Genomic DNA, 23,525 nt, shown 5'->3' with positions numbered 1-23,525 from the left:
CAAATCCTGGTCTTTCTGCCAGCATGGTAGCTTGTACAGGAGAGTCTACGGGAGTGATAGGTGTATATGATGGAACGGCTTACTTACCGATAACAGATGCGATTGATAGAACTAAGGGAGTAGCTCCTTATGTGATAAAGATCTACAAATATGCTACCACTCCAGGTAGTGCAGAGACCCTACAGTCAAGCAATACCGGTCGAGACTTGAGCAAAGGCTGGTATAAGGTAGAGCTTTCTGATGCTAAGGGATGTAAGACTTCTGTAGATTTGGAAATCAAAGAAATAGAAGCACCAGTGCTTACCTTGGTAAGGAAGAAAGACATCACTTGTACCTCAGGAGCAAGCAGCTTAGGAGAGATAGAGTTAAGGTTTACCACAGGCTTACAAGGCAACTATTATATGGCCTTGTATACTGATAGTAACTATACTACCCCTGCACAGAATCATGCAGGTACGCCACAGGTGACAGGAGAGAACTATGTGAACTCCACAGGAGCTACTAAGATTTTTGATCACTTGCCACCAGGGGATTACTATCCAGCGATTACCAATATGGCTACGGGCTGTAAGGTAAAATTACCAATGGTACAGATAGGAGGCTCTCAGATCAAAGCCAATGCGATACCTGCACAACAGGTAGACTGTAATACAGCTAAGCAAAAGATAGAGTTCTTTGAGGATGGTGCAGAAATAGATGAGACCCAGCTTAAGGTAGCCATCTACCGAGATGGACCGCTGGGCAGTGGATTGCTCACTTGGATACCAGGTACTACAGGAACGATCACAGGTACAGGAAACAACAAGAAAGTAGAAATAGAGTTTACCCTCTTGGCGAAGACTCCTTATAGAATTGCAGTAGAGTATAAGGGCTGTAAGACCTTGTTGGATGGTAAATTCACACCGAATATAGCTACTCCAGGGGTAACAATTACTGAAAAACGTAAGCCAAACCTCTGTGGAGCAGGTGCTACAGGATCAGTAACATTACACTATGAGTTGAGTGCCTTTGCAGGTAGTACGGCACCTAAGTGGGAGTTGTATACTTATCCATTTGATACTCGTCCAGGAGCACAAAGTCCAATAGCTACAGGTACAGCTTCGACTCCATCGGGAGGTAAGAGTGAGATTAAGCAAACGGTAACAGGCCTTACTGAGAACAAGACATATATCTTGGTGGTAAGAGATGGAACGGCGAATAACTGCGTAATGGGTACCGAAATCTTTACGGTACTTCGCGCTGCTCAGCCATTGGCCTTTGTACAGACAGACTTGTTGAGAAACTCAGCTTGTTCAGGTTCGGCAAATGAGACAGCTCAGGTGAAGGTAACCATCAAGGATGGAGTAGGCCCTTACAAATATACAATAAGCCAAGCTAGCACAGAGCCTACGGATACTCAGTGGGCACATGCAGCTGTATTGCCAACCAATAGCCGTGATGTGCTTTTGGATCAGACTTTTGAGACTACCTTTGGAGGCAAGATCAAGGGTACTCCAACGGGAGCTACATGGTATGTACATGTAAGAGATGCTAATGACTGTCATATTTCTCAAGCGGTAACAGTGAAGGAAGATCCTGCCCCAGCGGCTACCAAAGCAGAGGTAGAGAACCCTTGTGTGGTAGGTACAGAATATACAGTGAAAGTAACCCTCAGCCAGATAGGTAAGGGACAACACTACTATACCTTTAAGCCAGCGGGAGGAACAGAAGGGCCACAACAGCCAATACAGTTTACCCAGACAGGTCCAAGTGTATGGGAAGGATATATCTACCGAGTATATGCATCTTCTGTGGCACGTGATATCACCATCTATGACCAGAACGGATGTAAGAGTGCGGCAGTAAACTTTGTCTTCCAAGGCAAGATCAGCTTTGACTTGACACAGTCCAAGCCTATCACCTGTCAGCCAGGTGTGGCAGGCAATGGAGAGCTCAAGATAGATAATATCGCTAACCATAATCCTGCGAACCCACATATCTATAGGGTATTGAAGGAAGATGCAGGAGGAGATATCGTGATAGTGAATGATACTCCGATGAGTGGATTTGGTGCCTTTACTGTGCCAATCACCCAGCCAGGACGCTATAGAGTAGAGATTGTGGATACCACCCACGGAGGTTGTCCATTCAGCCGTACCCTTACGGTCAATGACAAGGTGTTACCGATATTGTCATTGGACAACAGTACCGACTCGAAGTGTTATAATGCCAACCAAGACCTCTTGGATGTAAATGGAGGAGGATCAGCGACCTTGGTAGCGGCTCCAGAGAGCCAGCTTCCGATGAGCTATAGTCTGAAGGCAGCCCGCTATGCGGATGATAATAGTGCAGTGACTGCACTGGCGACCATCCCAGCGACCCATACCAATGTAACAGCGTCCAATACCTATGTGGATTGGCAGAACAATGGTAGACAGGTAACCTTCAAGGGCTTGTTAGGAGATGTAAGAGGAATCATCTATACAGTAGAGGCTAAGGCAGCCAATGGCTGTACTGCAACAACAGAATTTACGATCTATGGGGTGAAACCTATAGAGATAGATATGACCCAAGAGGCAGTGACCCAGTTCCAGTGTAGTGGGAATCAGGAGGTATTGGCTAAGCTGAGCTTACCAAAGACCGCCATCACTGGAGGTAGTGGACGCTACCGCTTCACCCTACTCAAGGGAGGAACTCCAGTACAGGGTAATATAGACCTTACCGAGCCTACCTTCACTATCTCGGATGAGACAGGAGGTAACTTTACCCTAAGAGTAGAGGATGCACAGTACCAATGTGCAGAGGTGACCAAGCCATTCCCAACAGCGATCAAGCCGTTTGTGAAGCTCACTACAGTCACCGCCACAGAGGTTACCGATATTACTTGTCGCGCAGGCGAGGATGTGAAGGTGGAAGCCACCCTTGCACCAGCTGGAGGGGATCCTATAAAAGTAAGCTTGTCACTAAGAAGTGTAACGAATAGCTCTCACCAAATGGTACAGATAACAGTACCTGCGGGAGCAACTACGGCAACTCATACCTTTACCAATGTGCCTATGGCAACTACAGTGTGGTGGCAACCAATGATGAAACTGGCTGTGTGACCTATGGTACTACCTACAAGGTACAGGATCCGAATACCTTCTCGCTCACCGCGACAGAGGAAAAGCCAGTGAAGTGTTACGGAGGTAATGATGGTTCTATCACCTTTACCTTGGAAGACTTAGACTTAGAGAACAGCGGTGGGGTGAACCAGGCTACCCAAGGGTATACCCTAAGAATCAAGAGCCTTACCCGTCCTACAGATCCGATTATAACAGTGACTGTTCCGGCAGGTTCAGCTACCCATACGCTCAATACCTTAGCATATGGTTCCTATACAGCAGAAGCGGAATCCACTTCTACGGGCTGTATCACTAAGATTCCGGCAAACTTTACCATCCGTCAGGCAGACCAGCCTATCAATATGGCAGCTAAGCTTAGAGTACCGGATGATTGTAGTGCCACAGGTAGCGCGGAAATCTCTATTGATATCACCGGAGGTATAGCGCCTTATAAGGTAACGATGACAGGAGATAATGGCCACACTCAGACAGCCAATCAGGTATACAACCGTTGGCTCTTCACTGGAGTGCCAGGAGCGGCAGCACCAGGGGCTACCTTCACCTTCCAGATAGAAGATGCATGGGGCTGTGTGGTAACTCCTACGGTGAATGTAAATAAAGTTGTCAAGCCAGATCCAATAGACTTTGACGACCCAGAGATCACCATGGTATCTTGTAAGAATGAGCGTGATGGTAAGGTAGTGGTGAAGAATGCACGAGGAGGAGCTGTGGATGATCCTACAGCAACGACCCTGACAACCACTTACTATTACGAACTATATCACGATATAGAAGGAGCCATCAGACCATTGCAGTTAAGCAATGAGTTCACCGAGCTACCAGCAGGTAACTATACCTTGTATGTAAGAGACCGTTGGAACTGTGAGAAGAGTGTACAGTTTACCTTGGGTACTCCACCGGAGATACAGGTAACCCGAGTGAGCAATAGCAACTTGGTATGCCATGGGGATACAGGTAAGGTAAGTGTCTCTGTCACAGGAGGAACACAGACTCCAGATCCAGATGCAGGAGGTGCTTTGGCATACATTTACAGTTTGGAATTGGTAGAGGCAGACCGCGATGTAGTAGTCAATCGCTTGGATAAGGTCAAGATGGCAGATTTCCCTAAAGAGATAGCAGGTCTCAGGGCAGGAGTGAACTACCGAGTAAGAGCGATGGACGGCAAGCGTTGTGCAGGAGAATCCGATTTGTTCTCACTAACTGCGGCACCTAAGTTAGACATTAAGGCCACTTATGAGGACAACTGTGAGGACAATGAATATCAGGGCTATGTAGTACTGACCTTTGAGGATGCTACGGTGGACTTCACCAAGGTACAATACTCTTTTGACAATGGAGTCACTAAGCACTCTTTTGCCGCAGGTATGACCTCTGGAGCACAGGCACGCATCAGTCGTACACACAGCAGTGTAAGGCCTTCGTCCTTGCCACAGTCTATCAAGCTATACTATAGCGATGCGGGAACTAACTGTGAGGGAGAGACCAACCCAGTGGTGATCCCAGTGGTAGAGAAGTTGACTTTGATCAAGGATCCAAGTCGTCATCCAGATATCAACGAATTACCGCTCTTAGGTAAGAACGGGGTTCCGGATTATACTTACTATATCAATGGGGTACATCAGGGTAACAATGGCACTTACATCGTAAGGAAGCAAGACCCAGAGGGAGTAGACCCAAGCGACAATAAGCTCAAGAAGCGTATAGAAGCGCGAGTGGAAGATAGCAAGGGATGTACGGCAGAAGAGGTATTCTATGTAGAATACTATGATATAGAAATCCCACGTTTCTTCACTCCTACAGGAGATGGTGAGAACGATACTTGGGCACCGCGCAATACGCAGCAGTATCCGAATATCCAGACCTTGATATTCGATCGTTATGGTCGCTTGCTCAAGGAACTTTCTCAGGGACAAAGCTGGGATGGTACTTACAATGGTAAGGAAATGCCTACGGGAGACTATTGGTATATCATCACCTTGGGTGAGGAATCCGATGGTAGAGAATTCAAAGGACACTTTACTTTATACAGATAACAGTTATCAGCTGTCAGTTATCAGTTGTCAGTTTCCAATAACTGACAACTGACGACTGAGAGTTTATAAATAAATTTTAAAAAAAGGATGATGAAAAAACTAGCGTTATACATATGTGTGCTTATGGGCATGCCGAGTGTGTTTGGGCAAGAGTTGCAATTACCCTCAGGGAATCAGTACTTGGCCGACAGTGAATTTTTGATTATGCCCACTTATGCGGGTATAGGTAACAACGTACGGGTGCGCCTATCGGCAACCAGCCAATGGGTAGGTCTCAAGGAGGCACCGGACTACCAGAGCTTATCGGGAGATATGCGCTTGGGGAACCGCAGTGGACTGGGGTTGAGCTTGTATAATGACCGAAATGGATACACCAAGCAGATGGGAGCGAAGGCGACCTTCTCCCACCACTTGACTTTGGATAGTTACGATAGCCATTTTGTGTCGTTTGGGATCTCTTACTTGGTCAATGCCTTCCGTATAGATATCGACAAGTTTACCGAGGCAGGGCGTCCTAGAGCGGATGCTGCTGTAACTGATAACCGAGCGATGATTAATCACAACTTTGAGGTAGGGGTGCTCTATCGTTATAAGGGTATTTTTGCCAGCTTGGCAGCGACGAATATCCTGAATAAGAACAAAGAGATGTTCGATGTAAAGGAGCCTACTACCCTAAGAAACTATAACCTATACGCAGGGTACCGTTATAAGCGTACTCCCAACAGTATCTTGGAGATAGAGCCCTCTGTATTTGTGCAATACAGAGAGGGAGATAGCCGCTCTCTAACCGATGCGAATGTAAAGTTCCGTTGGTTTGATTTTGAGGACTATTACTGGGTAGGAGCCACTGCTCGATTTGTGAATGATCAGGCCTTCAAGCCACTTTCTGTAGGACCTATGTTGGGTCTGAAGAAGGGGGTGTTCTACTTCGCTTATGGGTACAACCTCAACCTAAACACCATACGTTCGTATAACTCTGGTTCTCATATGATTACTCTCGGAATCGACATGTTCCAAGGTATCGGTGGATGTAACTGTACGGAGAGATAGTCTGTCTTTTGTAAAAATGAAAAGTAGTATTACCCTTAAGAATGTTCGTGTATATGCCTACCATGGCTGTTTGCACGAGGAAGCACAAATCGGGAGTTGGTATCAAGTAGATATGACCATATGGGCGGATCTTTCCCAATCTATTGAGTCCGACAAGCTTCAGGACACTATTGACTATGTGCGCCTGAATCGTATCATAGAAGAGCAGATGGCTATTCGCTCAGCACTTTTAGAACATGTAGCCGGACGTATATTACAAGTGGTAAAGACTGAATTCCAGAATATTATCTCTCTTGAGATAGAGGTAGCAAAGATAAATCCTCCCACAGGAGGGGATGTAGAGCAAGTGAGTGTAAAAATAATTTCCTAATTATTTGTGCAGTTCAAAGATTTGTCTTACATTTGCACCCTGAAAAAAGGCATCATGGCCGAGGGGCTAGGCAGAGGTCTGCAAAACCTTCTACAGCGGTTCGAATCCGCTTGATGCCTCAATATTGAACTTTAACAGAATCACTAATTTTAAGCCGCATTACAATGACCAAGGTATTAGATAAATTTGTACAGGACATCAAAGCCAATGTACCCGGCTTTATAGCTGTTTCTGTTACAGAAGTAAAATCAGGGGTCTCTTATATAGCTTCTTCTGCGGATCCTAATTTTGACCCTAACTTGGATTCTGCTTACAATCTTGAAGTTGTAAAAGCTAAAATGAATGCTCTTCGTGTTCTTGGCTTGGAAGGAAAAGAAAAAATAGAAGATATCCTCATTACCCTAACTAACCAAATTCAGGTAATAGATGTAGCGCCTAATGGTACTTATTTCATTTATTTAGTAGTGGATTCTTCTAAAGCAAGCTTAGGAATTACCCGTTCTTTGCTTGCCCGCTACAAGAAAGATCTACAATCTATCTTCTAAGAAGGAATTTTCATAACGAAAACTTTTTAGTTAGTTGATAATTAAGAAAAGAGTTTTAATACAAAAAAGGCTTCCATTTGGAAGCCTCTTTTTGTTGTGAAGAATAAAAAGTAAAGAGTGGGTATGTTATATCCATCTGTAAGGAGAAAGTTAGCGAGCTAGAATGGTATGTGTGAAGCAATTTGCCTACATAAAGGCGGCTAATTTGCTCTTTTGTTCTTCACTCCTTATTCTTCGGTTTCCTATCAAAAAAGAGTGAAGAACTACCCTAAAGTAATTTTTCACCCTTCACTTTTTGTTTTTCCTCTCTTCTTATCGAAGGCTAAGATCTATTTTACCGAGTTCTCTCAATTGATCATCGAATACATATACTTGATAAGTACCTCCTTCATATTTCTTAGTAACAGAAGAGATATATTCGCATACATCTACAGGATTTCTCTCATAAAGGAATCTTTTTACAGCACTATAGTTAATGGTTTTATCTCCTACAGTAACAGTCTCGTTATCCCCTAAAGTAATACCATTAGGGCTTACTACCTGTACATAGAAAGTGCGATTACCTACAGGAGCGATACGGTTTACCCCAACAGTGTAGCACACTTTGATCTTGTCAGTAGCACCAGAGCGCTCTTTTTCTACATAGCGACCACCAGATTTTTCTTTTACCCCATTGGCAGTAAGGTTCTTAAGGCTAAGGATAGATCCTTCGTCGATCACCTGGCTGAGTTCGCGCGCTTTCTGAGATACAGAGTCAAGCTGTGAGGTACGTACATTCAAGGCAGAAGCGGTACTATCACGCTCTTGAGTTACTTTTACATTGTACTTACGCAAAGAGTCATTGATGGCCAATAAGCGGTTACGCTCTTTTTTAAGCACATTTACCTGATCACGATACTTGAAGAGAACATTGATGTCTGCTTTCATATTCTTCAAGGAATCGATGTACTGAGCGATACGTGCTTTCGCATCGGCAAGCTCATCGGCATTCTGTTTGGATACAGTTACAGCTTCATCGTAGTCTTTTTGCAAAGCTTCAAGTTCTTTGACTACTTGATCGCGTTTTTCCAAGATTGCTTCTTCGTTTTTCTTAGCTTCGTTAGACTGATAGAAGGCATATCCTCCTGCTCCTACAAGCCCTAATGAAAGAAGGGCAATGATGAGTCCTCCACCTTTTTTCTTCTCTGGGAGTCCTACATTTTGTAATTCTGCTGACATAAAATGTAATTTTTTAGTTCTTTTAGTAGGACAAAAGTAATAATTTTTGATTAGCTATAGTGAGTATTTAATAGTTTAACTTTTTTTTAATATATCTCTCCCGATCCGATAAGCTCTTCATCGAGGTACCAAGAGGCAAATTGCCCAGAGGTAATAGCACTCTGTGGGGTGTCAAAATGGATGTATAACCCACTGTTTGTCAAGTACAAATGTGCTTTTTGTAGTGGCTGTCGATAGCGGATACGCACCTGAAATCCCATACGCTGACCAAGGGATAATGCCAGATCAGGCCTCACCCAGTGAATATCTTCTTTTTTAACAAATAAAGCACTTCTCAAAAGTCCAGGATGGGTGTTTCCTTCCCCTACATAAATGATATTTTTCTCTGTATCGGTGTCAATGACGAACAAAGGTTCTGCCGTACCCCCTACATGTAGTCCCTTACGCTGTCCTATGGTGAAAAAATGGGCGCCTTCGTGCTTGCCTACTATTTTTCCATCTTGGGGGGTATAATGGTATTTTTCCGCGAGAAATTTCAGTTCGTCCTCATAACATTCAAAGCATCGAAGTATTTGCTTGTTGTGATAACCCGCCCAAGTAGAAGGGATCTGGATAATATCTCCCTCCTTTGGGGAGAGTTGTTGCTGTAAGAACTCAGGCAGACGTACTTTGCCAACAAAGCAGAGCCCTTGAGAATCTTTCTTTTCAGCTGTGACAAGGCCTAATTCTTTAGCAATGGCACGTACCTCGTTTTTTTGTAGGTCTCCAATAGGGAAAAGGGCACGGCTGAGCTGCTCCTGAGAGAGCTGACAGAGGAAATAGGATTGGTCTTTGTTGGTATCTTTTCCTGCCAAGAGGCGATATATAGGCTTCCCATCAACTTCTATTTCTTCCTTACGACAATAGTGACCTGTAGCCACATAGTCAGCCCCTAAGCTCAGGGCAAGGTCTAAGAAAGTAGCAAACTTGATTTCACGGTTACAAAGCACATCGGGGTTAGGGGTGCGCCCACGTTCGTATTCTCGAAACATATAATCTACAATACGCTGCTTATAAGGCACACTCATATCCACGGTTTGGAAGGGAATCCCTAGTTTCTCAGCGACCATTAGAGCATCGTTGCTATCCTCAAGCCATGGGCATTCGTTGGAGATGGTTACCGAATCGTCATGCCAATTTTTCATAAAGAGGCCAATAACCTCATAACCTTGTTTTTGGAGTAGGTAGGCGGCCACACTGCTATCCACCCCTCCACTAAGCCCTACTACTACACGTTTCATATCGTTCCTTTCTTTTTATGATTTTTCTATGCAAATGGCGCCCCATGAGTATCCTACCCCGAAACCAATCAATTGTATTTTATTCTTTGCTTTTTCAGGGTATTTCCTTAGGTGTTCCAAAAAAGCAATGGGAATAGAGGAAGAAATAGTATTGCCATAATAGCGCATCTCTATGACAAATTTCTCCTCAGGGATCTCCATGTCCTCCCGCACCTTGTTTAGTATGTGGGTATTGGCCTGATGGAAGATAAATAAGTCTATATCTTCTTTGTTCAGTCCGTTGATTTCTAAATTGTTATATACTACCTCGGGGGTGCGTTTTACGATAAAATTAAAAATCTTCGCTCCCTTCATATCAATGAAGTTGTCCCAATCATCAGGGTTTTCATTGCGGGCAGAGCGTGTTCCTCCGTTGCGAATAATAAGGTTCTCAGCACCCGTACCATCAGTTCCCAAGGTAGGTTTCCCGATCAGGTACTCCCCTTCAGTGGAGATGAGTGTAGCGGTAGCTGCATCCCCGAAGATACTCAAGTTTCCTTTGTCCTTGGGGTGTACATATTTAGTATAGGTATCCACCGTTACTAAAATTACATTTTTGAAATTGCCAGAGGTAATCAGGCTACTGGCCACGGATAATCCATAGATATACCCAGAACACCCTTGGTTGATGTCCAAGGCCGCACAGGTAGTAGGTAATCCTACCTTATCTTGTACAATACAAGCTGTGGTAGGGAGGATATGATCAGGGGTTTGGGTACAGAGTAAAAGAAAATCAATGGCGTTTTTGTCCAAGTGATGTTCTTCTATAAGAGTGAGCACTGCTTGTGCAGCCATATCAGAGGCACATTCGTCCTTATCGGCAATATAGCGCTGTTCGATTCCTATTTTCTGTAGTATCTTTTCACTATTCCATTCAGGAAATTGCTCAGATATAGTGTCATTGGTAAGCGTATTCTTAGGGAAATAAGTGGAAATAGCCTTGATATAACTTTTCATTATTCACAAAAGAGGGTTTATTGGATATTGTTATAAAATAAAAAAGTCATTCACTAAGGAATGACGCTTTATAGTGGTGGGAAGAGCAGGATTCGAACCTGCGAAGGTAAAACCAGCAGATTTACAGTCTGCCCTCGTTGGCCGCTTGAGTATCTTCCCGTTTTCGGGCGCAAAAGTACATACTTTTTTTTAGCTGTGCAAATTTTTATATGTCTTTTTCCAAAAACTTTTTAATCTTTTCCACTTCTACTCCTATATCTCCAGCTCCAGCTAAGACTAAAACTCGGGAGGGATGGGATTGTAAGTAGTTGATAATATTGTCTTTAGGGACTAATATTTTATTAGGATTATCTATTTTGTTCAATAGCCACTGGGAGGTAATTCCCTCTATAGGAAGCTCCCTAGCGGGGTAAATATCCAAGAGAACAACACGGTCAAACTGAGCAAGACTCTGGGCAAAGCCGTCAGCAAAGTCACGAGTACGAGTAAAAAGATGGGGTTGGAAGAGGATGGTAATCTCCTCATTGGGGTACATGGTACGTACTCCATTGTAGAGGGCATTGAGCTCAGTAGGGTGGTGGGCATAGTCGTCGATAAAGACTTGTTCGGGGGTATTGATGATATAGCTAAAGCGCCTTCTGACCCCCTTAAAGCTGGCTAAGGCACGTGCCAAATCGGCTAAGGGATAGCCTGCCTGATGGGCTACTGCCACTGCAGCCAAGGCATTGAGTAGGTGATGCTCCCCAGGGCGGAAGAGAGTGCAGTCTTTGACCTCCTCACGATTTCCTGTTTTAGGATCTGTATAGCTTAGGGTAAAGAGGTAGCCTCCATTTTGTATCCTTACCTGAGAAATCTCATAATCACTTCCATCGGCTATGCCATAGGTAAGACCAGCGAAAGGCAGTCCCCTGCGGACAATGAGCTTACCTCCTGGCTTGAGACGATGGGTAAAGTCTTCAAACCCTTTTTGGAACTCTTCCGCTGTCCCATAGATATCCAAGTGGTCTGCATCTACAGCAGTGATACAAGCTATGGATGGGCTTAGGCGCAAGAAAGAGCGATCGAACTCATCAGCTTCCACCACTGTAAGTTCTGTTCCCTTACAGATAAAGTTACTTTGAAAGTTCTCACAGATACCCCCTAAGAAAGCACTAACAGGCGCTTTGCACTCCACCAAGATATGGGCTAAGATACTGCTGGTGGTCGTCTTGCCATGGGTGCCAGCTACTGCCAAGCAGAAACTGTCCTCAGTGATAAGCCCTAATACTTCCGAACGCTTGCATACTTTGTACCCATGTGTTTGGAAATAGACAAGTTGCTTGTGTTCTTTTGGGATAGCAGGGGTATAGACAACCAATGTGTTTTCAGGAGTGTAGTCTTTTGGGATAAAGTCCAAGTCCTCTGAAAAGGTAATAGCGATGTCCTTTTGGGAGAGCATCTCGGTAATATCCGAAGGAGTACGATCATAGCCACGCACCTCTTTTCCTTTGAAGCGATAGTATAGTGCCAATGCTGACATACCAATCCCTCCTATGCCTATAAAGTAAATGTATTTCATTGGTAATAAATTGATTAGATGAGGATCTAATGTACTAATTAATAGAGGCAAAGGTAAGGATAATTTTTCAATTGGTCAATTTGTCACAGGGACAAATTTTGGAATTATTTTGTCTCAGGAAGATACTGCCAATATCGCTTAGGCATACTTCTAAGTTGGTAACGGGTGTTCTTACGTTCTGTGATATTGATATGCTGGAAGTAGGTTTTCCATAGCTGCTCATAGCCATCGGAGAGTTGGGAGGTTTTTCCAAAATTCTTGTCAGTAGGGGTAAAGGAAATCACTTCTTTGAGGTCATAGTAGAATCCATAACCTCGCTTGGGGTCAAAGAGTACCCACTCTTGGTCTGAAAAACGTGCTCTGAAGTGGGGAATCACCAAGGGTAATACATCGTACTGTGGTACTATTTTGGCAAAGTAGAGCGTGCCTACCTGCTCAAAACGAACAAATTCTTTTACTCGATGTACCTCACGCCCTACACTCTTAGCTGCTTTTTGGATATGAGCGATAGCCTCATTAGCATAGTTCTCTAAGACATTTCCTTCGGGGTATTGGATCATGAGGCGAATCGCTTCCAAGAGATGGTTCTCTATACGAGTCTCTTCTGATAGAAAAGCCCTAAGTACAACCGCCACTCCCTCTGTACCCCATATAGTTTTGATCTTGCTTAGTACGCGCTGGGCTTTGTTAGTATCAGTATATACCCTCTCCTCTTCGTCCCATAGGGTAGGGGTATGGCGATAATCAGGAGTGATAATCACTTGTGAATAACGCCTTTCGAAGGTTATAAAAACCGCTGTAAGAAATCCCTCAAAGGAACTATCGTAGAGTAAATGTATCAATGTGTTAATTCGTTAGTGTCCAATTCGCCTATTGGCTAATTTGGAAAGGGTATCTCAGGGTCATATATGTTTTTCTGTTTGCTTTGGCTGTTGGCGATGATAAGGCGACGCAGTCTCAGACTATCCATAGTCCCTGCCAAGGGTTCAGCACCACTGCAAGTGATAAAGTACTTAGCACGACTTAGCAGAACTCCCATCTGTTTGAGGGAATAGTAGGTCAGGCGCTGGAAAGTCCGTGCAGAGAGTATCTTCTGTACAGATCGCACTCCTACCCCCGGTATACGTAGGAGCAGCTCGCGAGGTGCAGTATTCACATCAATAGGGAAGAGGTGTTGGTTACGTAGTGCCCAAGCCAACTTCGGGTCTATCTCCAAGTCAAGAAAAGGTTGTGCAGGATCGAGAATTTCTCCAGGAGCGAAACCATAATAGCGCATTAGCCAATCGGCTTGGTAGAGACGATTCTCTCGTACTATAGGCACTTGACTATAGATAGAGGGTAGGCGACTGTCCTGAAGGACAGGGACATAACCAGAATAGTATACGCGCTTGAGCTGGAACTTATCGTACATATAGCTGGCTACATGGATGATTTTCTGATCTGTCTCTGCAGTAGCCCCAATAATCATCTGGGTTGTTTGTCCAGCAGGGGCAAATTTTGGGGTGTGTTTGAATTTTCTTTGCTCCAAGGCAGTGATCGCCAACTCATTCTTTACCTGTTGCATAGGAGCGACCATTTGCTTGTGGTCTTTTTCGGGTGCGAGTAGCTTGAGCCCTTCCTTAGTAGGAATCTCAAGGTTGATGGAGAGACGATCCGCATAGAGTCCCGCTTGGTGTACCAGTAGTTCACTTGCCCCAGGAATCGTTTTCAGGTGGATATAGCCATTGAAGTGTTCTTCCTCTCGTAGCTTTTTGGCTACCCTTACCAAGCGTTCCATAGTGGTGTCAGGATCTTTGAATACGCCAGAGCTAAGGAAAAGCCCCTCTATATAATTTCTTCGATAGAAATTAATGGTCAGAGCCACTACCTCCTGTACAGAGAAAGCCGCACGGGCGATATCGTTCGAGCGGCGAGAGACACAATACACACAGTCATAGATACAGTGGTTGGTCAGCAGGATTTTGAGCAGGGAGATACACCGCCCATCTTCCGTAAAGGAATGGCAGATCCCCAAAGGGGCAGCATTGCCCAATTCGCCCTTTTTCCCCTTACGTGTACTCCCACTACTGGAGCAGGAGACATCATACTTGGCGGCATCGGCTAAAATGGCAAGTTTTTCTTTGATACGTTCAAAATCCATGGATAGTTCTTAGGAGTCAGAAGTCAGTTGTTAGTGGCCAGAAACTGACTTCTGATTACTATTTACAGTTATTGCAAGGGCAAAGTCTTTGGGTAAGTTCAGGGAAGCGAACAAACCCAGTCACCCAGATAAGGGTCTCAATTCCTGTCTGCAAGACAAAGGATTCTTTGATAACCAAGTGAGTGGCCATAGCTCCTGCCATATAGCAAGCCATTAAGAGGAAACCTACCACTGCAGTACGAGGTATCCAAAAAAGTAAGGCAAATAGCAACTGTAATCCGCCTAAGATAAAGAGGGTTGTCTGCCCACCTACTAGTTCGGCCATTTTTACATTTTGTTCTCCCCCTGTGAATTTCATAGCTCCTGTGGCTACAAATATAAGTGTTACCAATCCTGAAAGGATGTAACCCGCGATTTTTCTTTTCTTACAGTTCATAATGTAATGATTTAAATTCTGGTGCAAAGATAGGTGTTTTTTTTTAAAAGGAAAATTAACTTGAGGTAATAAAGTTCAGAGCTCCTTTGGTAGCGGAATATACATTGGTGGCTCTATTGGGCAGCATACGATGGACAAAGTAAGAGGATATGTTGATTATTTCCTTTGCTTTGGATAAGAGCAAGGAACAGCCTTTGAGAAAGGTTGTAGCCTCACAGATAATTATTCGAAATACAAAGAAGGTAATAGAGATCTTTAGGAATCATCTATTTGCTTTTATTGTTTGGTGTAAGTGCCTTCTATGCGTCCGTTATGGGTTGTTTTTATTTGGTATTCATTTACTTTTTCAAAAAGGAAAGTATGTGAAAAAGTGTTGATTTTGTAACTGATCTTATAGGTGTTGTCGTTTTTTTCGTCTTTTATATCGCTAACAGGAAGGTTTTTTTCATTGAAACAGTTTGTGTTCCCTAAGGTTATCTGACAAAAATCTTCAGCTCTAAAGGCATAACCATATTGTTTGTTAGCGGTTGTCCAAGAGCCTTGAATCCACTTTGGAGGTGAGAATTTTCCTATAGAAATATTACCTCCTTTTGAGCCATTGCTGTCATCACTTTTTCCGCAAGTTACTACAGTTAGTGCGGCAACTAATAAAAGAAATGTTTGTTTCATTGTTTATTGTTTTTATGATTATAATTCGAACAAAAGTACTATTATTTTTTGAATTTGCATACTCTTCAGCGATTTTTTTCTTTTATATAAATGCTTACTTCCTCAGTCGAAAGTTTGCGTAACTGTTCTGAAGTGCAATTTTTGTATTTAGGTGTTGTAAACAAAGGCTCTAGGTTACAGTTTTTTTGTTTGTTTTGCTGTAGATAATCATTTAGCTCTACTATAGAAGGAAAGATTTTGTATTGTTTTCTTTCTTTACCATCTGTTATTTCGTAAATGCTACAAGCACATCGATGTATTATTTCGGCAGCGCGTAAATATAGTTTGGCTATTTCAAGCGTTTTAAAAGGGAAAAGTGCACGAAATCTTCCTTTATCATCTACATCTGCACAGATACATCTACCACAAGTACTGCAAATATACTGACGATGATGCAATAAACAATCTTCGGGATTTAACAATGGAGTAATGCGCTTATCGGCAGCATAACACTCCGGACAAATGTGAGTGGTTTGCATAGTTTAAGGTGTCATTTGTAACAGATTATTAATTTCCTCGGCGTGGGTGCGGCAGTAGTACATCACAAAAGCAATGTAAGGCACAAACAGCACAATACTATATAGCAAGCCTTGTGCAAACCCCTTGTAATCACCGATGCGGTAAAGGATGTAGCCTGCCCATAGCAAGTTGAGTGTCATCGTGATATGTGACAGTTGGGCAAAGATATTGGCACCACTCCATGTGAAGGTAAAGAGTCCCATGGTTCCAAAATAGTACATCGGTAGGAAGGCAAGAGCCAGCCAAGTGCTATTTTTGTTGTATAAGAAGACTATAAAGCCAACTAAATATACCAAACTACTGGGAGAACAAGCGTTGTAGGCAAGCCATTGTACAAAGTTCACTTTCAGGGTGAAGAAAAAGTAACCACTCCCTGAGAGCGTGAGCAATAATAGGAGCATTGCTAAAACAATTCCTGTGATTTTTTCTGTCTTTCTCATGATAAAAAGGTTTTAGGTGTTATGGAAGGTTGTTAGCCTATCTGTCTTGTGGCTAAATAATCGAGATATAAACTTCTGTTTTTAGTTTCTCTTGAGCAGTACGACGAGAGTCATTAAGGTATTTCTCAAAAGTAGGTTCCTCACGTACTTCGTATTCACTGTCGATCACCCAGCGCATGGCAACATCATAGACAGCTGAGAGGTGGCTGTAACTTCCTTGATAGAAAAAGACCGCATACTTGCCTCCGGCCAAGGTCTTACAGCTCACTTCTCCTTCAGGATGGGCGGGCTTGTGAATGGCCAAACTTACCTCCGAACGTTGCAAAGAAGCTTCGGTGATCTTAGGATCATCGTATGAAACGCATATCGACTCGATACCTTTGGTAAATAGCTTTTGCGATTTTACAACCGCCCACAATTGTTCGTAGGCTTTGCCGTAGTCTAAAGTTCCATATTTGCCAGTGAGGGCTACATAGATAAGATTTTTAGGCTCGAGTTCTATTATTTTAGGAGCTTTGAGCGCCAAATCGGGGTTGATGATTTCTTTTTTCATAATGTAAATATCTTTATTAGTTCTGTACTGAGTAGGGGTGATACCATATTGGTTTTTGAAGGCTTTGGAGAGTGCGGCAGGTGCCTCATATCCTATATTGAAGGCTATATCCTCTATGGAGAGAGCTGAATATCGCAGCAGGCGTGCTGCAGCCTCTATTCTCAGGCGGCTGATATGTGCTCCGATGGATTCTCCCTTGAGCGCTTTGAAGACACGATGAAAGTGAAATTCGGACAAGGCGGCTACCTCGGCGAGGGTCTTCAGGTCTAAGGATTCATCTAAGTGATCGTTGATATAAGCAACCACCTTATTGATACGTTGGGTGTAGTCATTGTAAGTAATAGTTCGCATGTAAGTTAGGTTTGAGTGTCTGAGCACTGATTCACGGGGCAAAGATACAGTGATTTTTAGCAAAATACTTTTCCTATCTTGCTAAAAAGGTTCGTTCTTAATCGCTTTTTTATATAGCGACTGAGAACGAACCTTAACTGATTAATAAGAAGCTATTATTTTAGAAAAACTAATTCGTTGTTAATCCTCCATCAACAGCTAATATAGTGCCTGTGATCCATGAGGCATTCTCACTGGCGAGGAATACTGCTGCTTGGGCGATATCCTCGGCAGTACCGATGTGTTGCAGTGGGTAAATCTCCTTGACCATTGTCTGGAAGGCGGCTTGTTTTTCTGCTGTGAGTGCTTGTAGATTACGATTGAATTGCGGAGTAGAGATGCTTCCAGGAGCAATGGCATTGACACGTACTCCTAAGTGACCTACCTCAAAAGCCAAAGCTTTGGTAAAGGAGTTCAGAGCTCCTTTGGTAGCCGAATATACAGTGGTGGCTCTATTGGGCAGCATACGATGGGCAAAGTAAGAGGATATGTTGATTACATTTCCTTTACTACGGGTAAGAGCCGGCAGCAACCCTTGAGTAAGGAAATAAGGCGCCTTTACATTGAGATTGAAATGAGCTTCGTATAAGCTGTTATCCACCTGTTCGAAGGGAACAAACTTTCCTAAGCCTGCATTATTGACCAATATATCTATAGAAGGAAACTGACTCAAAATAGTTTGGCTTACTTGAGTGAGGCTATCCATAGCAGAGAGGTCGGCTGCAAGTGTATGTATCTGTACAACGTGCTCATCCAGTAACTCTTTTTGGGCTTTTTGAAGCTTTTCAGGATCTTTTCCTATGAGTAAAAGATTTGCTCCATTTTGTGCAAAGGCTTTGGCTATTCCTAAGCCAATACCATCACTTCCGCCTGTAATCACGGCATTTTTGTTTTCTAATACTTTCATTTTGTTAATTATTTTCATTAAATGTAGATTATTTACAAAATGCAAAGATACAATAAAAATTTGTATATTTGCAACTTGTTTCGTAGATTATTTACAATTAATGGCAAAAACTGAGCAAAAAGAACCTAAGGAGCTACTATTAGATTTTGATTTCCTTAAAAAGCTGGTGGTAGGAATAGGGGAGGTGTCGCAAATAACAGGGATTCCTACCCGACAGATACGCTATTGGGAAGAAAAAGGGATTCTCAAGAGCCTTACAGAGGAGGAAGGAAAAAATCGTCGCTATGACTACCTGAATATAAAAAAAATACTTCTTATCAAGGAACTTCTTGACGAGGGGTATACCTTGGATGCTTCCGCGGAGAAAGTAAAAAAACGTATGGAGATGATAGAGGAAATGCTCACCAAAATGAGTCAATATGTTAGTTAGTAGTCAAGCCAATGAGAGTGATAAGTAAACAAGAAGCAATTCAGATAAGAATGCTAAACCAACAGCTGCTTTCTCCCCTATACGAAAGGCCAGAAGATATAGTAGCTTGGCAGGGGGCTATGCAAGCGCAGGACTATAACTATTTTCGTTGGGCAATAGGGATACGGCAGCGGACGCCACAGTTAGTTGGGCTCCAAGAGGCATTTGCTAAGGCAGAGCTCTTGCGCCTTCACCTCTTGCGATGTACGGTGCAGGTGGTTAGTCATACGGATATAGGTTGGTTGCTTCCCTTGTGTAAAGAACGGAATTTGCGGACCTTGCAATCGTGGCATAAGAGTATCAATGTCTCGTTTCCAGAAAGTTATTTTGAGGAAATAACCCGAGCTATGCAGGAACTCTTAGCAGGCGGTAAGTCCTTACCTAAAAAAGCTATCGCAGAGAAACTTACCACCTTGGGATTTTTACTTGATGATAGGCTATTGACTTCCCTATTAGTTCGTATGGAAATAGAGGGGCTCTTGTGTTCAGGTGAGATGCAAGGGAGAGAAGCCACTTGGGCTCTGCTCTCAGAAAGAGTACCTATAATATGCTCGCTTACTCCAGATGAAGCACTGAAGCAGTTAGCATTAAAGTATTTTAGAAGTCATTCGCCTGCCTCTTTGGAGGACTTTGTTTGGTGGTCAGGATTGCCCAAAGCACAATGTAGGAAAGCTTTGACCCTAATAGCCAATGAAATAGAGGAGACAAAAGTAGAAGAAGAGACAATGTACCTATATCACAACACTCCTGACTGTTCCGATTACGCAGGAATGGTACTTTTGCTTCCACCCTATGATGAGTATCTGATAGGTTACAAAAGTCGCTGGGTAGCCCTTGAAAAGAAACATACAGCTAAGGCACATAACAACTTTGGTATTTTCAAACCTGTAATTCTGCACGAAGGCAGAGTAGTAGGCAATTGGAAAGCAAGTATTGATAAACAAGGAGAGAACCTTACTATAGATTTTTTTGCAGAGAAAAGTAAAATAGGGAAACAGAGCTTGCAAGGGGCGGTAAATCAGTTTGTAGAATTTTGCAAAGTAACAACAGCCAATGGATCATAGATTCAAATAACAAGGAGGCAAACTGAATAAACCTCAATTTGCCTCCCAGAGAAGTGTGGGCTTATAAAGAGCCGAAATCTCATCCTCCACCGTTGAATAGTACAACTACTATTTTGTGCTGAAAGGGTAATACTTTTCAAACGAAAAAGCAAGTATATTTCTAATAATTAATCATTAATCATTAACCATTATTTTACGTCCATTCTATACATTTTATGGCAGGCGACACAGTTACCCAAGAGTTCGGTTACTTGTTTAGAGGTATGCTTGGGATCAAAGTTTTTTTCAGCACTCTCGGCAATTTGGTCAAACTTGCCATGAGTATCAAGGCCTAAAGTCTTGAACTCCACAGGGACAGAGGCAAGTAGGCCTGCAGGAGCATGTCCTGCTACTGCCCCCCCTGAAGCACGAGCTACTTTGGCAATAAGAGCAGGATCGTTCTGGGCTATGCCCAGATTGATTTGGTGGAGCGCCTCTACAAAAGTACGCATCTCATGCATGACAAAGTCTCTATTGGACTGGCTTACAATGATACTCACACGAGTATCATTGGGGATAACTTGAGTATTACCGACAAACATCTTTCTGATCAGTACTACATTCACCCCTAAAGAAATCACTAAAAGGGAGATAAACAAAATTCTTTTTATCATCTTAGGTTTTAGGTTTTTGAATGAAGATACAAATTTACGAATATTTTTTGAAAAGACCAACTACATCATGGTATTTTTTCTTTGGATTTTCGAGAAAAACGACAAATTATTTGTTTGGATTTCTTTATTTTTATATCTTTGTACACTGATATAGACTGTTTTATAAAATGATAAACGACCAGACTTTGGATTTAGTTTTTGAGTTCTTGACAAGCTATTCCCAATATTTCCAGAAGAACTTACAACGGAAGCCTACCATAGAGGAATTACAAAGGGTTTTGAATACTTCTTTTGCGGTGAATATAGATGAGACCCTCTTTTCAGCATGCGAAGAAAAGGCAATCAGTGAAGTCAAATTCAAGATAGTCAAGAGGAAAAAGCAAAGGAAATATACAGTAGGAGGTATAGGAGCTATTCGACGCTGTTAAGACACTCAATAGTTACCACATGGTCGCCACTGCTCAAAAAAAGATACATCAGTTCGAAATCTACTCCGAAGCATCTTCAAAGCTGGAAGTACAGGTGATACAGCAGACAATGGCATTCGGTAATTGAGAGAAGAAATAGAGAGGAGGTTTTGAGTAGGGAAACAAGGCTCATAATACCATATCATTGTTCAAGGGTTCACGATTTTGTCTCTCACTAATTCTAATAATGAATAGGCTCTCTAATGTAAAAAGAGAGATGTCAATACCAACATCGCAATAGTTATAACAACTCCATTGAAGATACGAATGTCATCGCGACCTAACAATTATGTGAGCCCTGAAACTTAGCTGTGTTTGTTCACCGAATAGCCCCATCATAATCACAGTTTGTTCCTGGAGGAATAACACCTAAGAATATTAGGGGACTCCCACCAATCCTTCCATTAGTCATATCCTCGTTGAGTGGAGAAAAGCTTGCCATCCCGAAAAATGATGGTCGCAGCTATCTTTACAATTTTACTTGGCATATTATTAATTCGGCATAATGTAACCCTTATCTTCTGCCTTTGCTACAATCTTCAGCAATCGTTTGCATTGTGAGGAAGACGGAAGATTTCCGCGTGTAATGTAATCAGCAATTCCCTTGATGAAACTGCAATCACCATAAGACAATATGGTTTCCTTGACAAGGTCTTTGTAAACATTCATCCAATACTGTGCACCAAGTTTGAATACTTCTACAGAAGCATCAATGTCTGAATTGAACTTGTGTGCCTTCTTTGCTGATTGTGCAACAGCCTTGTTCGCTGCCATTGATGCGAGTGTCTCAATAAACTTATCGCTGAGCGTGTACTTGTAATCTTGGAAGTTCTTCCAAACAGTCTGGGTACGTGAGATCGTACGCACAATACCACCGTTAGCTTGATCTATGAGGAAGTTGTGTGTTACATAGGCAAGTTTTAGCAGTTCTTCTGCAAGTTCCGGGTAGAGAGACTGCTTCTGCCAGATGTAATGCCAATCAAGATCACGACCCTTTGGAATAAGAGTTATCAACTTTGAAATTGTATAAGGTACAATCTGTGCCTTGTTACCACCCTTTGGATACCAAGAAGCCTTCCCGACTAAGCTATCGAGTGAATCAAACAGAATAACATAGCTAACACACTTCTTGAAGAAATTTTCGTTAATACTGTCACGCTGCTCTTCATAAATTTTTTCAATAACCGAAGCAAAACGATTGAAATTAATAGCAGAACTCTGGCACACCTGATTAGGATTCATCAAGATGGCATTGTAGCACTTTGCTAGTTTCTCCTTCTTGATAACCTGATTTTTGGGATTCATTTCACAGAATTTCTTCTTCTGTGCTACGGTGAGTTTCATCTGTTCCTGTTCCCATTTTCCTCGCGAGCGCTCGTAGAACCAAATTGTTTTATGGGTTACCGCCAACAGGAGGAGCCATCACCTTACGTGACAGTTTCTCCATCATAACATGGAATGGATGGTTAGAGAAGAAGTCTGCATCAGAAACTGCATTCTGACTATTGGCACATTGCGAAATGGTTTTTGTGATGGTGTTGTACTGCTCAACTTGCTCTTCGCTCATGTCGTTTTCCACATTGAGTACGGTGAGCTTCATAGGAACAAATAGCGTATTCATACCATATCGAGCTTCTTTCTTGATAATCGCGTTGGCAAGTGAAGCCGTTGTCTGACCTCCATTGATAATCTGAGGATCCTTGAAACGAACAATACGACTACCATCAGGCGAAAATGTTACGGAACGAGCAACAACAGCAATACCATTGTTGAAAGTAAAGAAATTCTCGGGATGATTTATAATAGTATCGCGAATACCCTTGTTTACCTTTCCTCGTACACTAAGGAATGCGCGAACGTTACCTTGTAGCAACTTACTACCATATTTCAGATAAATATCTGCAAGAAATTTACCAGGGACAATTCCAAGATAAGCATCATACTCAGAACCTTGTCCAAGATCTGCCTTCAGACATTGAATACCCTGACAGTCAAAGTCGGCGGTATCTATCTCAATAATCTCGCTGGAGTTTGATGCAAATGTCTGGAAGAAACGTTCAAGCGTCCATACATTCAGTTCTACAGGACGTTCTAGTAAATTAGGTTTGCTGAGATTCTTTACCTGTTTACTCAATGTTGCATTGGAAATAATGAGGAACTTGAAACGGAGAATTTCCGTTGAGAGCATACCCTTTCCTATTTTCTTTTTAAATTCGTTGGCTATCAGAAGAGCTGAATCTGAGTCATCACAATACTTACTAATGTTGCCTTGTATGCTTTCTTCTACGAAGTTCACCATACGGCCGTACAACTCCTCAATACGAGTGTTGGTTAGTGTAGGAGCTACATCACGTTGATTAGTGAAGTCACTTGCAATAAGCACTAATGCCCCATCGGCTTCATCGTAAGCATATGCATCAAATGCCAAAATGCGATTTCTTGAACCTCGCATTTCCACAGAGATTGGAATTGGATCGTAGAGTTCACCAATCTCTTCCAAGTCATTAAGGGTTTTCTCTATAAACTGAGTTTCGGGTTCTGTACCTTCATGTTCCGCATTGAATCTCAGTTCATCAATGATTTGTTGTCTGTATTCTTCAATTCCCATGGTGCCAACATTTTTAC

25 protein-coding genes and 2 tRNA genes are annotated in these 23,525 nt (G+C 42.6%); 9 read left to right on the top strand and 18 right to left on the bottom strand.

What is annotated here, in order from left to right:
- The 6 genes from CAPGI0001_RS13100 to CAPGI0001_RS09030 all read left to right on the top strand — a co-directional run.
- A partial coding sequence (locus tag CAPGI0001_RS13100; RefSeq protein ID WP_162013389.1) for an adhesin occupies window positions 1-3,083 on the top strand: 3,083 nt, incomplete at its 5' end.
- Entirely contained in the window at window positions 3,053-5,137 is a 2,085-nt protein-coding gene (locus CAPGI0001_RS09050) for a T9SS type B sorting domain-containing protein (protein ID WP_040360104.1), read from the top strand. The genes CAPGI0001_RS13100 and CAPGI0001_RS09050, both read left to right, overlap by 31 nt.
- Before the next feature lie 90 nt (window positions 5,138-5,227).
- Window positions 5,228-6,187, top strand: coding sequence for a PorP/SprF family type IX secretion system membrane protein (locus tag CAPGI0001_RS09045; RefSeq protein ID WP_040360101.1), 960 nt, complete (start codon window positions 5,228-5,230; stop codon window positions 6,185-6,187).
- Between the two features lie 16 nt (window positions 6,188-6,203).
- Window positions 6,204-6,557, top strand: a complete 354-nt coding sequence (gene folB / locus CAPGI0001_RS09040) for a dihydroneopterin aldolase (protein WP_002669008.1) — start codon at window positions 6,204-6,206, stop codon at window positions 6,555-6,557.
- 48 nt (window positions 6,558-6,605) lie between these two features.
- Window positions 6,606-6,676, top strand: a tRNA-Cys gene (locus tag CAPGI0001_RS09035).
- Between the two features lie 45 nt (window positions 6,677-6,721).
- Window positions 6,722-7,102 (top strand): hypothetical protein, encoded by a 381-nt coding sequence (locus tag CAPGI0001_RS09030; RefSeq protein ID WP_002668807.1) that lies wholly within the window; start codon window positions 6,722-6,724, stop codon window positions 7,100-7,102.
- 312 nt (window positions 7,103-7,414) lie between these two features.
- On the opposite strand, the gene CAPGI0001_RS09025 is transcribed toward CAPGI0001_RS09030, so the two are convergent.
- From CAPGI0001_RS09025 to CAPGI0001_RS08965, 14 genes are all read right to left on the bottom strand, one after another.
- Window positions 7,415-8,320, bottom strand: a complete 906-nt coding sequence (locus CAPGI0001_RS09025; protein WP_002668876.1) for a YfgM family protein — start codon at window positions 8,318-8,320, stop codon at window positions 7,415-7,417.
- Window positions 8,321-8,406: 86 nt separating this feature from the next.
- Window positions 8,407-9,600 (bottom strand): tRNA 2-thiouridine(34) synthase MnmA, encoded by a 1,194-nt coding sequence (gene mnmA, locus CAPGI0001_RS09020; protein WP_002668997.1) that lies wholly within the window; start codon window positions 9,598-9,600, stop codon window positions 8,407-8,409.
- A gap of 15 nt (window positions 9,601-9,615) precedes the next feature.
- A complete protein-coding gene (locus tag CAPGI0001_RS09015; protein ID WP_002669050.1) occupies window positions 9,616-10,596 on the bottom strand; it encodes a ketoacyl-ACP synthase III in 981 nt (326 codons plus the stop codon).
- 74 nt (window positions 10,597-10,670) lie between these two features.
- A tRNA-Tyr gene (locus CAPGI0001_RS09010) sits at window positions 10,671-10,755 on the bottom strand.
- Between the two features lie 46 nt (window positions 10,756-10,801).
- Entirely contained in the window at window positions 10,802-12,154 is a 1,353-nt protein-coding gene (murC, locus tag CAPGI0001_RS09005; protein ID WP_002668899.1) for a UDP-N-acetylmuramate--L-alanine ligase, read from the bottom strand.
- Between the two features lie 104 nt (window positions 12,155-12,258).
- Window positions 12,259-12,996: a TIGR03915 family putative DNA repair protein gene (locus CAPGI0001_RS09000; protein WP_002668973.1), complete on the bottom strand. Its 738-nt coding sequence runs from the start codon at window positions 12,994-12,996 to the stop codon at window positions 12,259-12,261.
- Between the two features lie 35 nt (window positions 12,997-13,031).
- Window positions 13,032-14,294, bottom strand: coding sequence for a putative DNA modification/repair radical SAM protein (locus CAPGI0001_RS08995; protein ID WP_002668871.1), 1,263 nt, complete (start codon window positions 14,292-14,294; stop codon window positions 13,032-13,034).
- A gap of 58 nt (window positions 14,295-14,352) precedes the next feature.
- On the bottom strand, window positions 14,353-14,730 hold the full coding sequence (locus CAPGI0001_RS08990; protein WP_002669139.1) for a DoxX family protein: 378 nt from the start codon (window positions 14,728-14,730) through the stop codon (window positions 14,353-14,355).
- Between the two features lie 55 nt (window positions 14,731-14,785).
- A complete protein-coding gene (locus CAPGI0001_RS13465; RefSeq protein ID WP_002669024.1) occupies window positions 14,786-14,914 on the bottom strand; it encodes a hypothetical protein in 129 nt (42 codons plus the stop codon).
- A gap of 92 nt (window positions 14,915-15,006) precedes the next feature.
- Complete coding sequence (locus CAPGI0001_RS08985) at window positions 15,007-15,399, bottom strand: hypothetical protein (protein ID WP_002668830.1); 393 nt, start codon at window positions 15,397-15,399, stop codon at window positions 15,007-15,009.
- A 65-nt stretch (window positions 15,400-15,464) separates the two neighbouring features.
- Window positions 15,465-15,917, bottom strand: a complete 453-nt coding sequence (locus tag CAPGI0001_RS08980) for a hypothetical protein (RefSeq protein WP_002668924.1) — start codon at window positions 15,915-15,917, stop codon at window positions 15,465-15,467.
- 3 nt (window positions 15,918-15,920) lie between these two features.
- Window positions 15,921-16,397 carry a hypothetical protein gene (locus tag CAPGI0001_RS08975; RefSeq protein WP_002669013.1) on the bottom strand — a complete coding sequence of 159 codons (477 nt, stop codon included), beginning with the start codon at window positions 16,395-16,397 and terminating at the stop codon, window positions 15,921-15,923.
- 52 nt (window positions 16,398-16,449) lie between these two features.
- Window positions 16,450-17,301, bottom strand: a complete 852-nt coding sequence (locus CAPGI0001_RS08970; RefSeq protein ID WP_002669011.1) for an AraC family transcriptional regulator — start codon at window positions 17,299-17,301, stop codon at window positions 16,450-16,452.
- 169 nt (window positions 17,302-17,470) lie between these two features.
- On the bottom strand, window positions 17,471-18,247 hold the full coding sequence (locus CAPGI0001_RS08965) for an SDR family NAD(P)-dependent oxidoreductase (RefSeq protein ID WP_040360128.1): 777 nt from the start codon (window positions 18,245-18,247) through the stop codon (window positions 17,471-17,473).
- A 100-nt stretch (window positions 18,248-18,347) separates the two neighbouring features.
- On the opposite strand from CAPGI0001_RS08965, the gene CAPGI0001_RS08960 reads away from it, so the two are divergent.
- Both CAPGI0001_RS08960 and CAPGI0001_RS08955 read left to right on the top strand, forming a co-directional pair.
- Window positions 18,348-18,677, top strand: a complete 330-nt coding sequence (locus CAPGI0001_RS08960) for a MerR family transcriptional regulator (protein ID WP_002669048.1) — start codon at window positions 18,348-18,350, stop codon at window positions 18,675-18,677.
- 11 nt (window positions 18,678-18,688) lie between these two features.
- Window positions 18,689-19,780: a winged helix DNA-binding domain-containing protein gene (locus tag CAPGI0001_RS08955; RefSeq protein ID WP_002669009.1), complete on the top strand. Its 1,092-nt coding sequence runs from the start codon at window positions 18,689-18,691 to the stop codon at window positions 19,778-19,780.
- A gap of 188 nt (window positions 19,781-19,968) precedes the next feature.
- Here CAPGI0001_RS08955 and CAPGI0001_RS08950 read toward each other — a convergent pair whose 3' ends face one another.
- Window positions 19,969-20,433, bottom strand: coding sequence for a hypothetical protein (locus CAPGI0001_RS08950; protein ID WP_040360097.1), 465 nt, complete (start codon window positions 20,431-20,433; stop codon window positions 19,969-19,971).
- A gap of 167 nt (window positions 20,434-20,600) precedes the next feature.
- On the opposite strand from CAPGI0001_RS08950, the gene CAPGI0001_RS08945 reads away from it, so the two are divergent.
- On the top strand, window positions 20,601-20,861 hold the full coding sequence (locus tag CAPGI0001_RS08945) for a hypothetical protein (protein WP_002669131.1): 261 nt from the start codon (window positions 20,601-20,603) through the stop codon (window positions 20,859-20,861).
- Between the two features lie 358 nt (window positions 20,862-21,219).
- On the opposite strand, the gene CAPGI0001_RS13460 is transcribed toward CAPGI0001_RS08945, so the two are convergent.
- Genes CAPGI0001_RS13460 through CAPGI0001_RS13450 form a run of 3 tightly spaced genes read right to left on the bottom strand, consistent with a single transcriptional unit; the run spans window position 21,220 to window position 23,508 of the window.
- Complete coding sequence (locus CAPGI0001_RS13460) at window positions 21,220-21,342, bottom strand: hypothetical protein (protein ID WP_262482320.1); 123 nt, start codon at window positions 21,340-21,342, stop codon at window positions 21,220-21,222.
- Between the two features lie 50 nt (window positions 21,343-21,392).
- Entirely contained in the window at window positions 21,393-22,244 is an 852-nt protein-coding gene (locus CAPGI0001_RS13455; RefSeq protein ID WP_282632055.1) for an AIPR family protein, read from the bottom strand.
- Between the two features lie 49 nt (window positions 22,245-22,293).
- On the bottom strand, window positions 22,294-23,508 hold the full coding sequence (locus CAPGI0001_RS13450) for an AIPR family protein (protein WP_002668817.1): 1,215 nt from the start codon (window positions 23,506-23,508) through the stop codon (window positions 22,294-22,296).
- Window positions 23,509-23,525: the final 17 nt, after the last annotated feature.

Source organism: Capnocytophaga gingivalis ATCC 33624 (genome assembly GCF_000174755.1).
Classification (GTDB): domain Bacteria; phylum Bacteroidota; class Bacteroidia; order Flavobacteriales; family Flavobacteriaceae; genus Capnocytophaga; species Capnocytophaga gingivalis.
This window is presented reverse-complemented; position numbering and strand designations above follow the sequence as displayed.